This is a genomic window from Mucilaginibacter sp. (genome assembly GCF_965200995.1).
Taxonomy (GTDB): domain Bacteria; phylum Bacteroidota; class Bacteroidia; order Sphingobacteriales; family Sphingobacteriaceae; genus Mucilaginibacter.
The window spans coordinates 494,463-508,526 of the sequence record NZ_OZ241743.1 but is presented as its reverse complement, the minus strand read 5'-3'; the positions used below and the strand labels follow the sequence as shown (position 1 = coordinate 508,526).

12 protein-coding genes are annotated in these 14,064 nt (G+C 45.8%); 10 read left to right on the top strand and 2 right to left on the bottom strand.

What is annotated here, in order from left to right; translation table 11 throughout:
• Positions 1-225 precede the first annotated feature (225 nt).
• The 4 genes from ACY652_RS02465 (at position 226) to ACY652_RS02450 (ending at position 6,126) form a co-directional block, all read left to right on the top strand.
• Positions 226-3,183, top strand: a complete 2,958-nt coding sequence (locus tag ACY652_RS02465; RefSeq protein WP_462266353.1) for a leucine--tRNA ligase — start codon at positions 226-228, stop codon at positions 3,181-3,183.
• 171 nt (positions 3,184-3,354) lie between these two features.
• Complete coding sequence (murB, locus tag ACY652_RS02460) at positions 3,355-4,371, top strand: UDP-N-acetylmuramate dehydrogenase (protein WP_462266352.1); 1,017 nt, start codon at positions 3,355-3,357, stop codon at positions 4,369-4,371.
• Between the two features lie 283 nt (positions 4,372-4,654).
• Positions 4,655-5,194, top strand: coding sequence for a sigma-70 family RNA polymerase sigma factor (locus ACY652_RS02455; protein ID WP_462266351.1), 540 nt, complete (start codon positions 4,655-4,657; stop codon positions 5,192-5,194).
• Positions 5,195-5,409: 215 nt separating this feature from the next.
• Positions 5,410-6,126: a GDSL-type esterase/lipase family protein gene (locus ACY652_RS02450; protein ID WP_462266350.1), complete on the top strand. Its 717-nt coding sequence runs from the start codon at positions 5,410-5,412 to the stop codon at positions 6,124-6,126.
• Between the two features lie 73 nt (positions 6,127-6,199).
• Here the strand turns inward: ACY652_RS02450 and ACY652_RS02445 are convergent, their stop codons facing one another.
• Entirely contained in the window at positions 6,200-7,705 is a 1,506-nt protein-coding gene (locus ACY652_RS02445) for a phytoene desaturase family protein (RefSeq protein ID WP_462266349.1), read from the bottom strand.
• Positions 7,706-7,827: 122 nt separating this feature from the next.
• Between ACY652_RS02445 and ACY652_RS02440 the strand changes: the two genes are divergently transcribed.
• The 3 genes from ACY652_RS02440 to ACY652_RS02430 all read left to right on the top strand — a co-directional run bounded on the left by ACY652_RS02440 (position 7,828) and on the right by ACY652_RS02430 (position 9,675).
• Positions 7,828-8,661 (top strand): phytoene/squalene synthase family protein, encoded by an 834-nt coding sequence (locus ACY652_RS02440; RefSeq protein ID WP_462266348.1) that lies wholly within the window; start codon positions 7,828-7,830, stop codon positions 8,659-8,661.
• Between the two features lie 100 nt (positions 8,662-8,761).
• Entirely contained in the window at positions 8,762-9,442 is a 681-nt protein-coding gene (locus ACY652_RS02435) for a lycopene cyclase domain-containing protein (RefSeq protein ID WP_462266347.1), read from the top strand.
• Positions 9,427-9,675, top strand: a complete 249-nt coding sequence (locus ACY652_RS02430; RefSeq protein WP_462266346.1) for a cytochrome b5 domain-containing protein — start codon at positions 9,427-9,429, stop codon at positions 9,673-9,675. The genes ACY652_RS02435 and ACY652_RS02430 overlap by 16 nt, the downstream gene beginning before the upstream one ends.
• A 123-nt stretch (positions 9,676-9,798) precedes the next feature.
• Here the strand turns inward: ACY652_RS02430 and ACY652_RS02425 are convergent, their stop codons facing one another.
• The gene (locus ACY652_RS02425) at positions 9,799-11,199 is read right to left on the bottom strand and encodes an MBL fold metallo-hydrolase RNA specificity domain-containing protein (protein ID WP_462266345.1); all 1,401 of its coding nucleotides are present in this window, start codon (positions 11,197-11,199) and stop codon (positions 9,799-9,801) included.
• 114 nt (positions 11,200-11,313) lie between these two features.
• Here ACY652_RS02425 and ACY652_RS02420 point away from each other — a divergent pair, with 114 nt between their 5' ends.
• Genes ACY652_RS02420 through ACY652_RS02410 form a run of 3 tightly spaced genes read left to right on the top strand, consistent with a single transcriptional unit; the run spans position 11,314 to position 13,885 of the window.
• Positions 11,314-11,781, top strand: coding sequence for a hypothetical protein (locus ACY652_RS02420; RefSeq protein ID WP_462266344.1), 468 nt, complete (start codon positions 11,314-11,316; stop codon positions 11,779-11,781).
• An 8-nt stretch (positions 11,782-11,789) separates the two neighbouring features.
• Positions 11,790-12,161, top strand: coding sequence for a BlaI/MecI/CopY family transcriptional regulator (locus ACY652_RS02415; RefSeq protein WP_462266343.1), 372 nt, complete (start codon positions 11,790-11,792; stop codon positions 12,159-12,161).
• Positions 12,162-12,163: 2 nt separating this feature from the next.
• Positions 12,164-13,885 carry a TonB family protein gene (locus tag ACY652_RS02410; RefSeq protein WP_462266342.1) on the top strand — a complete coding sequence of 574 codons (1,722 nt, stop codon included), beginning with the start codon at positions 12,164-12,166 and terminating at the stop codon, positions 13,883-13,885.
• Positions 13,886-14,064 lie beyond the last annotated feature (179 nt).

The following is a 14,064-nucleotide window of genomic DNA, read 5'->3' as shown; positions in this document are numbered from 1 at the left end:
GCGCAGTTTATAGACAAGAATCAACACATTACTGCTGATTATGGATGCAGATGTGATGATTTTCGCGGTGAATTCAGATGAAGACCAGCAGGGCGCAGAGATTCCTCCCTGCCCTCCGGGGGAGGCATAAGGCTTGTTGATAACCATCATCCAAAATCCATTCCTCACTGCCAAGTCCGTACAAAAATGCTTAACTTCGCATATTTTTTACGGAAAAACCATCGGATGGACTACCAATTTAAAGATATCGAAAGTAAATGGCAGCAGTTTTGGGCCGAACATCAGACTTTTAAGGCCGAAAACCATTCAGATAAGCCTAAATATTATGTGCTGGATATGTTCCCTTACCCTTCGGGGGCGGGGCTGCATGTAGGCCATCCGCTGGGCTATATTGCTTCTGATATTTTTGCCCGCTACAAACGCCTGAAAGGCTTCAACGTACTGCACCCGATGGGGTACGATTCCTTCGGTTTACCCGCAGAGCAGTACGCCATACAAACCGGCCAGCACCCGGCTATTACCACGGAGGCCAATATTGCCACTTACCGCCGCCAGCTGGACCAAATTGGCTTTTCCTTTGACTGGAGCCGCGAGGTGCGCACCAGCGAGCCCGGTTACTATAAGTGGACCCAGTGGATATTTATGCAGCTGTTCAACAGCTGGTATAACAAAGCTGAAGAAAAGGCGGTGAGTATTGCTGATTTAGTGCAGCATTTTGAAACGCAGGGCTCGGCCGGTATTAATGCGGTAAGCGATGAAGATACCCAAACCTTTACCGCCGAAAAATGGAAGGCCATGAGCCCCCACGAACAGCAAACCGAACTGTTAAAATACCGCCTAACTTACCTGCGCGAAAGCACCGTAAACTGGTGCCCGGCATTAGGTACCGTGCTGGCCAACGATGAGGTGAAAGACGGTTTCTCCGAGCGCGGCGGCTACCCGGTAGAGCAAAAGAAGATGATGCAGTGGAGCATGCGCATCACCGCCTACGCCGAACGCCTGCTGCAAGGCCTCGACACCATTGACTGGCCTGAACCGCTCAAGGAAATGCAGCGCAACTGGATTGGCAAAAGTGTAGGCGCGAGTGTGAAGTTTCACCTCTCCCCAGCCCTCTCCGAGGGAGAGGGAGCTAAAGCCCTCCCCTCCGGGGAGGGTTTGGGTGGGGTGATCGAAGTTTTCACCACCCGGGTAGACACCCTGTTTGGCGTAACTTTCTTGGTCATTGCACCCGAGCATGAACTGGTTGCTTCATTGACCACACCGGAGCAGAAAGGCGAGGTGGAGGCCTATATTGACCAAACTAAAAAGAAATCGGAACTGGACCGCATGGCGGATACCAAAACGGTATCAGGCGCTTTTACCGGCAGTTATGTGCTTAATCCGCTCAATGGTGAGCAAGTACCGGTTTGGATTGCCGATTACGTGCTGGCCGGTTATGGTACGGGTGCTGTAATGGCGGTACCCAGCGGCGATCAGCGCGATTACCTGTTCGCCAAACACTTTAATTTGCCCATCACGCCAATTATTGATATTCAGCAGATTGAAACCCAGGCCGACCCTACCAAGGAAGGCCGTTACATTAACTCCGGGTTTGCCAATGGCTTAACTTACAGGGAAGCTACAGCAGCTATTATAGCCAAACTCGAAGAAAAAGGCGCAGGCAAGGCCAAGATAAACTTCCGGATGCGCGATGCCATATTTGGCCGCCAGCGCTACTGGGGCGAACCAGTGCCGGTATATTTTAAGGAGAACCTGCCTTACCTGATTGACGAAAGCCACCTGCCGCTGGTGCTGCCCGAAATAGATAAGTATCTGCCCACCGAAACCGGCGAACCGCCGTTGGGCAGGGCCGAGGGCTGGGCGTACGCGGCTGAGTATGAGTACGAACTTAGCACCATGCCCGGCTGGGCTGGCAGCAGCTGGTACTGGTACCGCTACATGGATGCCCGCAACAATGAGGAGTTTGCATCGCGCCAGGCGGTAGAATACTGGAAAGATGTAGACCTGTACATCGGCGGCTCAGAACATGCCACCGGGCACCTGCTGTACAGCCGTTTCTGGAACAAGTTTTTGAAGGATATGAATTTGGTGGTTGAGGAGGAGCCGTTCAAAAGGCTCATTAATCAAGGCATGATTCAGGGGCGGAGTAATTTTATTTATCGAATTGTTTCAAGAGTAACTATTCCTAATGTTCATTCTGATTTTGTAGCTATATCGCATACATTTGTTTCTTATGACATTGTTCAAAAAATTTGGGATAATTCACTTTCACAAGTACAATTAGATGAGTTGCTTAATGCTCACCAAAGAAATTACAATATTTCATTTAATGTAAAGCATTTGCAATTTCAACAGAATCATGTACCAGTAGAATTCGTGAATAATGATATTTTGGACATTGACAAATGGCGAAAATGGCGAGGTAATGATGTTGAAGCTGATGCAGACTTCATTGGAAGTTTTAATGGAAAGTTCCTGTGTAATTGGGAAGTGGAAAAAATGTCGAAATCCAAGTTCAACGTCGTAAACCCAGATGACATCATTGAACGTTATGGTGCCGATACCCTGCGGATGTACGAAATGTTTTTAGGTCCGCTGGAGCAAAGCAAGCCCTGGAATACCAACGGTATTGAAGGGGTATTTAAATTCCTGCGTAAATTCTGGCGACTGTTTCATGACGAGCAGTGGAACTTCCGGGTAACTGAAGAAGCCCCTGCTAAAGCTGAACTGAAAGCATTGCATAAAATCATCCGCAAGGTGGAAGAAGATGTGGAGCGTTTCTCATTCAATACATCCGTATCCAGCTTTATGATTGCGGTAAACGAACTTACTGATCTGAAGTGCAGCAAAAAAGCTATCCTGCAGGACATGGTCATTATCCTGTCGCCCTATGCCCCGCACATTTGCGAGGAGTTGTGGACGTTGTTGGGTAACGAGGCCGGTACCTTGTCGTATGCCGCTTATCCGAAGTTCAATCCTGAATATCTGGTGGAAGATGAGTTTGCCTATCCTGTTTCTGTAAACGGCAAAACACGCCTTAACCTGAATATTTCCCTGGCCTTAGACCCAAAAGGCGTAGAAGAAATCGTACTGGCTAATGCCGATGTGCAGAAATATTTAGAGGGCAAAACACCTAAGAAAGTTATTGTGGTAAAGGGGCGGATAGTGAATTTGGTAGTCTGATATAAAGAAACAAGTAAAAGCAAAGCAAATAGTCCTGGTGTGTTATCCTGACAAGGAAGAACCTGTATAGTTGGTAAACATCAACACCGGTTCTTCCCTATCACCCAAAGTGAAATTGTTCTATGGGGCTTATTTAAAATTAATTCATAGATTCTAATTACTTCCAGCTTCATGCTCCAGATACAGGAAAACGTTTCGCTCAAAAATTTCAACACTTTCGGTATTGCAGCCAGTGCGCGCTATTTTATTGAAATCAGCCGCCCGGAAGAACTGACAGAACTGTTTATGGACCCGCAATGGCTGCAAATCGAGCGCCTTATTTTAGGGGGCGGCAGTAATATGCTGTTTATTCACGACTTTGAAGGGTTGATTATTCGCCTGAATATCAGAGGCATCGAGCACCGCATTAGTCATAATGATGTATTTGTAGAGGTAGGCGCAGGCGAGAACTGGAATGAGCTGGTCAATTTTTGTGTTGATCATGGCTATGCCGGTATGGAAAACCTGGCATTGATTCCCGGTTCGGTAGGGGCATCGCCGGTGCAGAACATTGGCGCGTATGGGGTGGAGCTGAAAGATGTGTTTCACAGCTGCCAGGCTTTTGAAATAGCCACCGGTCAGTTCAAAACCTTTACCAAGGAGGATTGCCAGTTTGCCTATCGCGAAAGCGTGTTCAAGCAACTGAAGGGGCAGTGCATTATCACCTCGGTTACCTACCAGCTATCGCTTACACCAAAGCTAAAGCTACATTATGGCGCTATTGAACAGGAACTGCAGCAGCGGCAGCTTACTGCACCCACTATAAAAGATGTGGCGCAGGTAGTAGCGAGTATACGGGTATCTAAACTGCCCAATCCCTCTACCATCGGCAACGCCGGCAGTTTTTTTAAAAATCCGGTAATTGCCGCATCGCAGTTTGAACGCTTAGTGGCGCAATACCCACAGATAGCCAACTATCCGGCAGGTGAGGAGCAAGTGAAACTGGCCGCCGGCTGGCTTATTGAACAATGCGGCTGGAAGGGCAAAGTTGTAGGAAACACCGGTACCTGGAAAAACCAGGCGCTTGTACTGGTAAATCATGGCGGTGCCACAGGTGAAGAAGTGTACGCACTGTCGTCGCAAATCATAGACAGTGTGTATACAAAATTTGGCGTTATGCTGGAACGCGAAGTAAATATGATTGGTTAACCCTGCACTATGCATAAAAAAAGCCTGATTTTAATACAATTCGCTTTCTGTGTGGTTTCAGGGCGATATCGACACGTTTATTTAACCAAAACTTGTTATAAGTTGAACATCAATTACTAAATAATTGTTTTTTAATGATTTAAGCATTTGTGCAGGCCCGTTTTGTTTGCATTTTTTTTGCTTTTTGTTTTTAAGGAAATGTTTTAACTGGTTTAAACAGGTTTTCGTGTCAAAACGGTATCATGTTTGTACCACTCTTTGTACAAACTTTAACTGAAATAGAATGACAAAGACTGAGTTTAACACCATGGTATTACGTCAGGCAAGTTCTTTACGCTCATACGCCTTACATTTTACCCACGATGCAGACGATGCTAACGACCTTGTACAGGATACAATGTTAAAGGCAATTACCTACTACAACAAATTTAAAGAAGGAACCAACTTAAAAGGATGGTTATATACCATCATGAAAAATACGTTCATCAACAACTACCGCCGGTTTGTTAAGATGAGCACCTTTGTAACCAAGTCAGAAGAAATATCATCTGCTAACTTAGTTTTTAGTTCAACCAAAAATCAGGGTGAGTCTAAATTTATTATGGATGATATCCGCCGCGCTTTAGACCGCTTACCAGAAGATTACTATGTGCCTTTTACCATGTATTTTGAAGGCCACAAATACCATGAGATTGCTGATCACCTGATCATTCCGATTGGCACCGTAAAAACCCGCATTCACGTAGCCCGTAAACTGTTAAAGAAAAATTTGAAGGCTTATGATAACGGTATTAAAAAGCCAATATTTGCCGAAGAAGAGTAGTACTTAGCTTATTAAACTCAATATATATTATGAAAAAGGTCCGTTGTTTGAACGGACCTTTTTTTGTGCAACAGATTTTTAAAAGCCGAGATCAAAAAATCCAACGGTCGTTTTCTTCTGCGGTTAAAATAACGGCTTTACACCCAACTGAGGTTTGCAGGTACCGCCGTGTTGTTATATCTTGCAGGTACCTTGCATCCCTGCCCCATATTTATATGAAAAAGCTATTTGTTCTGATCACTCTTTTATCTGCTATATCTGTTTCTTCCTATGCACAGCATAAAGATACCATTGGAAAAGAAGATTGTAAAGATGACTGGGCCGACCTGCACCATTATACTGCCGAAAACAAATTGCTGAAGTTACCTGCTGCCAACGAAAAACGGGTGGTGTTTTTAGGAAGCTCCATATTTGAGCGATGGAAGATGCTGATGCCGGAATACTTTATCCAAAACAGTAACTATCTGGATCGCGGTATCAGCGGACAAATTTCGCCACAGCTGCTCATTCGTTTCCGGCAGGATGTAATTGATCTGAATGCTAAGGCGGTAATTATACTGGCCGGCAGCAATGATATTGCCGGCTCAACCGGCCACGTTAACACGGCAAATATTATGGACAACGTCCGCTCCATGGCAGAACTGGCACGTTTGCATAATATCAAAGTGATTTTGTGCGCTTACTTGCCGGTGTATGATTACCCCTGGCGTAAGGGTTTGCAGCCTGCTGATAAAATCATAGCCTTAAATAAGGAGATAAAAGCCTATGCTGCCGCTAATCACTTTATACTTTTAGATTACTTTACCCCATTTGCCGACAGCCGCAATGGCCAAAAGGCTGAGTTAACTTTAGATGGTGTACATCCCAACAAGGCAGGCTATCAAATTATGGCTAAAATAACGGATGAAGCTATTGCAAACGCGTTGAAGTAAAAGAGTCTCCGTCTAAATCTCCTTAGGTAGGGGAGGCTTTTGGTTTGCTTGACAACCTTTTTAAAAGTTCTTCCTACCGGAAAGGGTCTGGGTGAAGCTCTTCTCCCAGCATCTTCAATGCCTCCTTAGCGGCAATCTGTCCTGATATTAATGCCGGTGGCACACCCGGGCCGGGCACGGTGAGCTGGCCGGTATACAGCATGTTCTTGATCTTTTTAGCCCGCATAGCCGGCTTAAAAAAAGCCGTTTGGGCAAGCGTATTGGCTAAACCATACGCATTGCCTTTGTACGAATGGTAGTCGGCCTTAAAATCATCCATCGCATAGCTGCGCTTTACCACAATGTGGTTGCGGATGTTATGTCCGGTGAGGTGCTCAAAGCGGTCGGCTATCTTATTAAAGTATTCTTCGCGTAAAGCTTCACTGTCATGCAGGCCTGGTGCCAGCGGGATCAGGAAAAATAGATTTTCGCAGCCTTTGGGTGCAGCACCGGCATCAGTTTTTGAAGTGCAGCATACATAAAATAAGGGTTTGGTGGGCCATTTCGGCTCGGTATAAATTTCGTGTGCATGCAGTTCAAAATCCTCATCAAAAAACAGATTATGATGTTCTATACCAGGTAACTTTTTGTTAATACCTACATAAAACAGCAGGCTTGATGGCGACATAGTGCGGCTGTCCCAATACTTTTCGGTGTAGTTGCGGTAGCTGCTGTCAACCAGTTGCTGATCCACATGCTCATAATCTGCACCGGCGATAATAAAATCGGCTTCAAATTCGCCCTGCGTGGTGCTTACATGCGTAGCCGTAGCGCCACTGGTATGTATGGCGGTAACCTCGGTATTCAGGCGGATGTCTGCTTTAAAGCTTTCGGCCAGTTTTACCATGCCCTGCACAATCTCGTTCATGCCGCCATCCGGGTACCAGGTACCCAGTACCAGGTCGGCATAGTTCATCATGCTATACATAGCAGGCGTATTTTGCGGCGTTGCACCCAAAAACAGCACCGGAAATTCCAATAGCTTAATCAGCTTCGGGTTTTTAAAATACTGCCGCACATGCTTGCTCATGCTGGTGAGCAGTTGTATGCCAACGCTTTTTTTAATGAGGTTCCAGTCGATAAACTCGGTAATGGAGTGGGAGGGGCGCTGCACATACTCGTTCATGCCCACCCGGTACTTGTATTCGGCCTGACTTAGAAATTTGCGCAGGTGCTGGCTGCTGCCCGGTTCTATTTGCTCAAACAAAGCTTCCAGTTCGGGCATAGCGGCGGGTACATCCAGTAAATCATCCTTTCCATAATAAATGCGGTAGCCGGGATCAAGGCGTTTGAGCTGGTAATAATCGGACGGCTTCTTGCCAAACAGGGCAAAGTATTTTTCAAAAATATCGGGCATCCAGTACCAGCTGGGCCCCATATCAAATTTAAAACCGTCCTGCTCCCATACGCGGGCGCGGCCGCCGGGCTGGTCGTTCTTTTCGAGCACCGTTACCCGGTGCCCGGCCTGCGCCAGTAAAGTGGCTGCCGCCAGGCCGGCAAAGCCTGCGCCGATAACAATAACAGATTTGGATAAACTCATGTGCCGATGCCCGGTTATAAGGTCAAAGTAAGCAAAATGTTTTGTGTTGCCGCTAAACAACTGGCCTTTAATTATGTATATTTAATACAATTGCTATTATAAAAATACCTCTTGCGGCCCTTATGAATTTATATGATGTTACCTGCTTTGAGTGCAGTAAACTGATTACTACCAAATACAGTACCTCCTTCAGCGTTGGCATCAGGGCTTTCAGCAAACGCTTTCATTACCCCGTATATGCCATTTATGGCTTTGTGCGCTACGCGGATGAAATTGTAGATACCTTTCATGGCTATAACAAGCGCGAACTGATCGCTAATTTCCGTACCGACACCTTTGTGGCCATACGGCAGGGTATCAGCCTTAACCCGGTGCTGCAATCGTTCCAGCAGGTAGTAAATGCCTATCATATCGAGGACGGGCTGATTCATGCTTTTCTGGACTCTATGGAAATGGATCTGGAAAACAAAGCTTATAATCACGATGGCTACAAAAACTATATCTACGGTTCGGCAGAAGTAGTGGGGCTGATGTGCCTGCGGGTGTTTTGCGAAAACAATGAAGAGCAATACCGGCAGTTAAGGCCAATGGCCTGCAGTTTGGGCTCGGCGTTTCAAAAGATTAATTTTTTGCGGGATGTAAAATCAGATTTTGAAGAGCGCGGGCGTACCTATTTTCCTGATATAGATTTTCAGCGTTTTACTGATACAGAAAAGTCACTGATAGAAGCTGATATCAAGAAGGATTTTGACGACGCTTTTGAAGGCATCAAGCAACTGCCTGCAGGCAGCCGCCTGGGTGTTTACATTGCGTACATCTATTACTTGCAGCTATTTAAAAAAATAAGCCGTACACCGGCCAGCGTAATTATGCAGAAGCGTATCCGTGTATCTGATTCGCACAAGATGGCGCTGTACATGAAAGCGGTGTTACATCAGAAATTTAACCTGATTTAACAGAAGAATGTATAGGGAATCACTGTACCCTGCGCCGCTGAATTGAGGCCTTTACGCAGCATTGAAACCATAAATTTAAATCATAAACAGCTCACCCGGATTGAAAACGGCTTACCTGCTCATTAATTTCTTTACCATCCTGTTTCCGGTTTGCCTTTCCTTCGACAAGCGGGTGGCCTTTTATAAAAGCTGGAAATACCTGATGCCCGGCATGGCGATAACCGGCATCGTCTTTTTATTTTGGGATGTGTTGTTTACCCTGAAACAGGTATGGTCATTCAACCCCGACTACATTATCGGTATCACTGTCTTTCAACTGCCGCTGGAGGAGATATTGTTCTTTCTTACTGTACCTTTCGCCTGTATTTTTATTTATGCCTGCCTCAGCTATTATGTAAAATGGCAGCCTTCAAAACTATTTACCGCTTCGCTGTCTGGTCTGTTCATGGGGTTGAGTGTGGTGCTATTGGTGTTGTATCCTAATCGGATTTATACCTTAGTTACCTTTAGCCTCTTATTAACGATATTGATTTATCTTCAATTCGTGGTGAAAGCGCCCTGGCTGGGCAGGTTTTATATGGCTTACTTTATATCATTGCTTCCATTTTACATTGTAAATGGCGTACTAACGGCTATACCCATTGTAATGTACAATAACCGCGAGAATATGGCCATACGGGTAGGGAGTATTCCGTTCGAAGATCATTTTTATTCCTTAGCGCTGCTGCTGATGAATGCAGCTTTTTATGAATATTTTAGGCGCAAATGGAACCGCACTTAGCCGCTTTGCCGGTTTACACACGTTCGCAACTCGCCCTGCGCAACGGGCAGGACAAGCCGCAGATATGGGTGGCTTACCAGGGGCTGATTTACGAGGTAACCGAAAGCCGCCTGTGGCACAATGGTAAACACTACCAGCACTGGGCCGGGCAGGATTTAACCGCCGAGCTGGCTGATGCTCCGCATACCGATGGGGTGTTTGAACGGTTTAAATTGGTAGGTAGGTTAGCGTAAGAAATCAGTTCAATATATCCCTAAGCTGTCATCTCGACCGCAGGGAGAAATTTTCTGCTGCAGACCTGTCGCCTGACGAAGATTTCTTCCTGCGGTCGAAATGACACATAAAAGGGTAAATAATTATAATTCCAACCGTTGGTGCTGGTAAGGAGTTTCTACCGTTTCAAAGCCTTTCTCTTTCACCTTTTCGGCAAAGTGCTGCTGAACCTCATACTCACCATGTACCAAAAAAACTTTTTTAACTGCTTTTGGATCCTGGCAGCTTAAGAAGTGCAGTAAATCCTCGTAATCGCCGTGGGCGCTCATACTTTTAATTACCTGTACTTCGGCTTTAACTTCATAGCTTTCTCCAAAGATGTGCACTTCGGCGTCTCCCCGCATCAGGTGGCCGCCTAATGAGGTAGGCTCGCAATAGCCTACAATTAAAATAGTAGTATTGGGGTTACCAATGTTGTTTTTGATATGATGTTTAACCCGGCCGGCCTCAGCCATACCTGATGAAGATATAATTACGCAAGGCCTGGGATCATCATTCAGCGCGATGGATTCAGCAGTGGATTCTATGAACCGTAATCCCTTAAAAGCGAAGGGGTCGGCATCGGTTTTCATTACCTCAGCTACAGATGTATTAAACACTTCCGGGTGATGCTTCAGTACTTCGGTGGCCTGGGTGGAGAGCGGACTATCCACATAATAAGCCAGATCAGGCAGCTTACCTTTCAGTTCCAGCGCATTCAGGGCATACAGCAGCTCTTGCGTGCGGCCCACGCTGAACGCCGGGATAATTACTTTCCCCTTTTTGTCGAGACAGGTATGGTTGATGATTTCATAGAGTTTATCTTCAATCGGGGCCACATCCTTATGCAGCGAGTCGCCGTAGGTAGATTCAATCACAATGTAATCGGCCTGCGGGAAGGTTTGCGGGCTGCGCAGCAGTAAATCGCCGTACCGGCCCACATCGCCGCTAAAGGTAAGCTGTGTATGCTTTCCATCTTCCAGTAAGCTCAGGTGTATGGCCGCACTACCTACCAAATGGCCGGCATCTGTAAACCGGAATTTAATTTGTGGGGTAATCACATAATCTTCGTTGTATTCTACTACCTTAAACAGGTGCATGGCTTCCATGGCCTGTTCCTCATTGTACAAAGCGGTAAGTTGCGGCTCATTATTTCTGCGGCGACGCTTGTTGCTGTATTCGGTATCCTGCTGCTGTATCCTGGCCGAGTCCATCAGCAGGATACGCGCCAGTTCCATAGTAGGCGGTGTGCAGAATATCTGTCCTTTAAAGCCTTCGGCCACCAGCTTAGGGATAAGTCCGCAATGGTCAATATGCGCATGTGATAGGATTGCATATTGTACCTTTTTTGGATTAAAGCCCAGGTGCTCGTTCAAATCTTCGGTTTTTTCGCCCATGCCCTGAAACATCCCGCAATCTAATAATACCGAAGTGCCGTCGTTCAGGGTAATCAGGTGTTTGCTGCCGGTAACTGTGCGGGCAGCGCCATGAAAGGTAATATGCATCTATTATTGGTTTGCTATACAACTGTATCCACAGATAAAAGTTCAGAAACATTTTAAAACTAAATAATTAGTTATAAATTTATATTTTTGTAAATCTCATAATCACACTATTTTATGCGCATTGCAGCATTTATACTTTTCATGTTCACTGCATTTACGGCTTCGGCACAGCGGGCGGCTACTTTTCAGCAGGCAGCTACCAACGGCTTAACGGTGCAGCAACTGGATAGAACGTACAGCAACGCCTTAGATGCTGATACTGCTAAAGCGGTATTTAAAGGCGAGGGCGCAAAGCAATTTTACAAAGCTTATGTAACCATGATGTATGATGTAAGTGCCTACCTTAAAGCATATCACTTTAGCTGGGGCAAGCCTACCCGTGTGGTACACCGCATTTATTTTCAGCCTGATGGTACCATTGACCATTATCTGGTTAATCTGGCGCCGGCAAACATGGGCAGTGTAAAGGAGCAGCAGTTGCTCGCCGTGCTAAACAGCTTTGCCAAAGAATATAAATTTAAATTAACGGCCGGTCGCAGGTTTGCGCAGTGCGGCCCGGCCGTTTATGATGACATCAATTAAATACCAATATGGAAATAAAAGAACTTACCCGTGCCGAGGAGCAGCTGATGCAGGTGCTGTGGCAGCTTAAAAAGGGCTACGTAAAGGAGGTGATTGAACAGTTACCCGAGCCCAAGCCGGCTTACAATACGGTATCAACCATCATCAGGATTTTGGAAACCAAAGGTTTTGTGGGGCATACGGCCTATGGTAAAAGTCATGAATACCATCCGCTGATCAGCAAGGAAGAATATAAGGAGTTTGCAGCAGGCAAGCTGCTCAACGGCTACTTTGATAATTCGGTGAAGCGCATGTTTTCCTTCTTTGTGCAAAAGGAGAAGATAAATCTTAAGGATGCAGATGAACTGATGAAACTGATTGAAAAATTTAAAAACGAATAGTTATGACTACCTGGTGGCATTACCTGTTGTTGGCAAACCTTTATCTGGTTTTGTTCTATGCTTTTTATGCGTTGCTGTTAAAGCGCGAAACCTTTTTTCAGCTCAACCGCATCTACCTGGTGGTTTCAGCAGCACTATCATTTGTACTGCCGCTGGTGCAACTGGATTGGGTGAAGCACCTGTTTATTACCGAGCGGGTAGAAACCACCATTTACCAAGCCAACCCGCTGTTGTTACTGCAAATTCGGGCATTGCCTGATAACCGCCTCACGGTTGGCGAGGTGCTGGGCTATGCCTACTGCGCAGGTTTATTGTTCATGATCGCAAAATTTTGCCTGCAATTCCTCCGTCTCCGGCAATTAATAAAAAGTACAGCCCGGCATGAGCCATATTCCTTTTTTAAGGTGGTACAGGTAGATGAGAACTTGCCCGAACACCGGCTGATTACCGCACATGAGGAAACGCACAGCCGCCAATGGCATTCGGCTGACCGGCTGCTGCTGGAGGTGCTGCTGATCATCAGCTGGTTTAACCCGGTAATGTACCTGTACCGCCGTGCAGTAAAGCACCTGCACGAGTTTATTGCCGATAATGAGGTAGTAAGTGCAGGCACTTCCAAAAAGCATTATGCACAGCTGCTGGTTAAGCAGGCATTTATGGCGCCTGCCCATCAGCTTACCAATACCTTTTATAACAACAGTTTACTTAAGCAACGAATTATCATGTTACAAAAAAACAAATCGAAACAGGTGGCACTGGTTAAATACGGCCTTTCGGCACCTTTGTTTGCAGCTATGCTGGTGCTGTCATCGGCCACACTGAGCAAGGCCAAATTTGTAATCCGCATCAATGAAAAAACCAATGCAGCTTTAGCAGCACCTGCCGCCACTGCAGGCCGGCTGATGAATAAAATAGCGGTGGAGCAAAATAGTATATCTGTTGTAACCGGTATTGAGCATGCCATTGCTGAGCCGGATAAAGGAAAGGCTGCCCATCATGTAACTGCAACCGATACTGTACCGGCAGGCAACAAGTCAGAAGTATTTACCGAAGTAGAGCAAACGCCGGAGCCGGAGGGCGGAATGCAGGGCTTTTATCAGTATATGGGCAAATATGTACGTTACCCTGCTGAGGCGCGAAATAACAAAATTGAGGGCAGGGTAATTGTGCAGTTTATTGTAGAAAAAGATGGCAGCTTATCCAATGTATCTGCGCTGCGCGGGCCGGGGCACGGGCTGGATGAAGAGGCAGCGCGTGTGGTGGCCGCCTCGCCTAAATGGAAGCCGGGCAGGCAGAATGGCAAGCCGGTACGCACGCAGTTTACCATACCTGTGCAGTTTAGCTTAGCCTCTGCTGGCACATCTTCATCAACCAGTACAACCCCTGTTACCGGACAACCCAGCTCATCTCAAAATTTAAATGAGGTGCAAGTAGTAGGATATGAGAGCAGTAATCAGCCTGCTGGTTTAAAAGGTAAAATAACACAGGTGGTAGTTACACCCAAAGGCGAGCGTAACGACACCTCTGCCATAACTTTGAAGATTACCGGATCAAAGCCTGCGCCTTTATACATACTGGATGGCAAAGAATTAAAAGGTATGAATAGTATCGATCCCAGTGATATTCAAAGCATTGATGTAATTAAAGATAAAGCTGCGCTGGCAAAATATGGCAACAAAGGTGTAAACGGTGTTGTAATTATTACTTCGAAGCATAAACCGTAAAATGCCTTTATGTTAAAGTAATATTAATAAATACTTAAACCAATGTTTTCATCGTTTGTCATTAATAGTATCACTTTAATAATGACAAGTTATGAGCATCATCAATATTTACTGGAACTACCGCTTTGGCAGCTTAAACAAATTGCAGAAACAGGTTTGTAAGGCTGAAGTTTACTAAA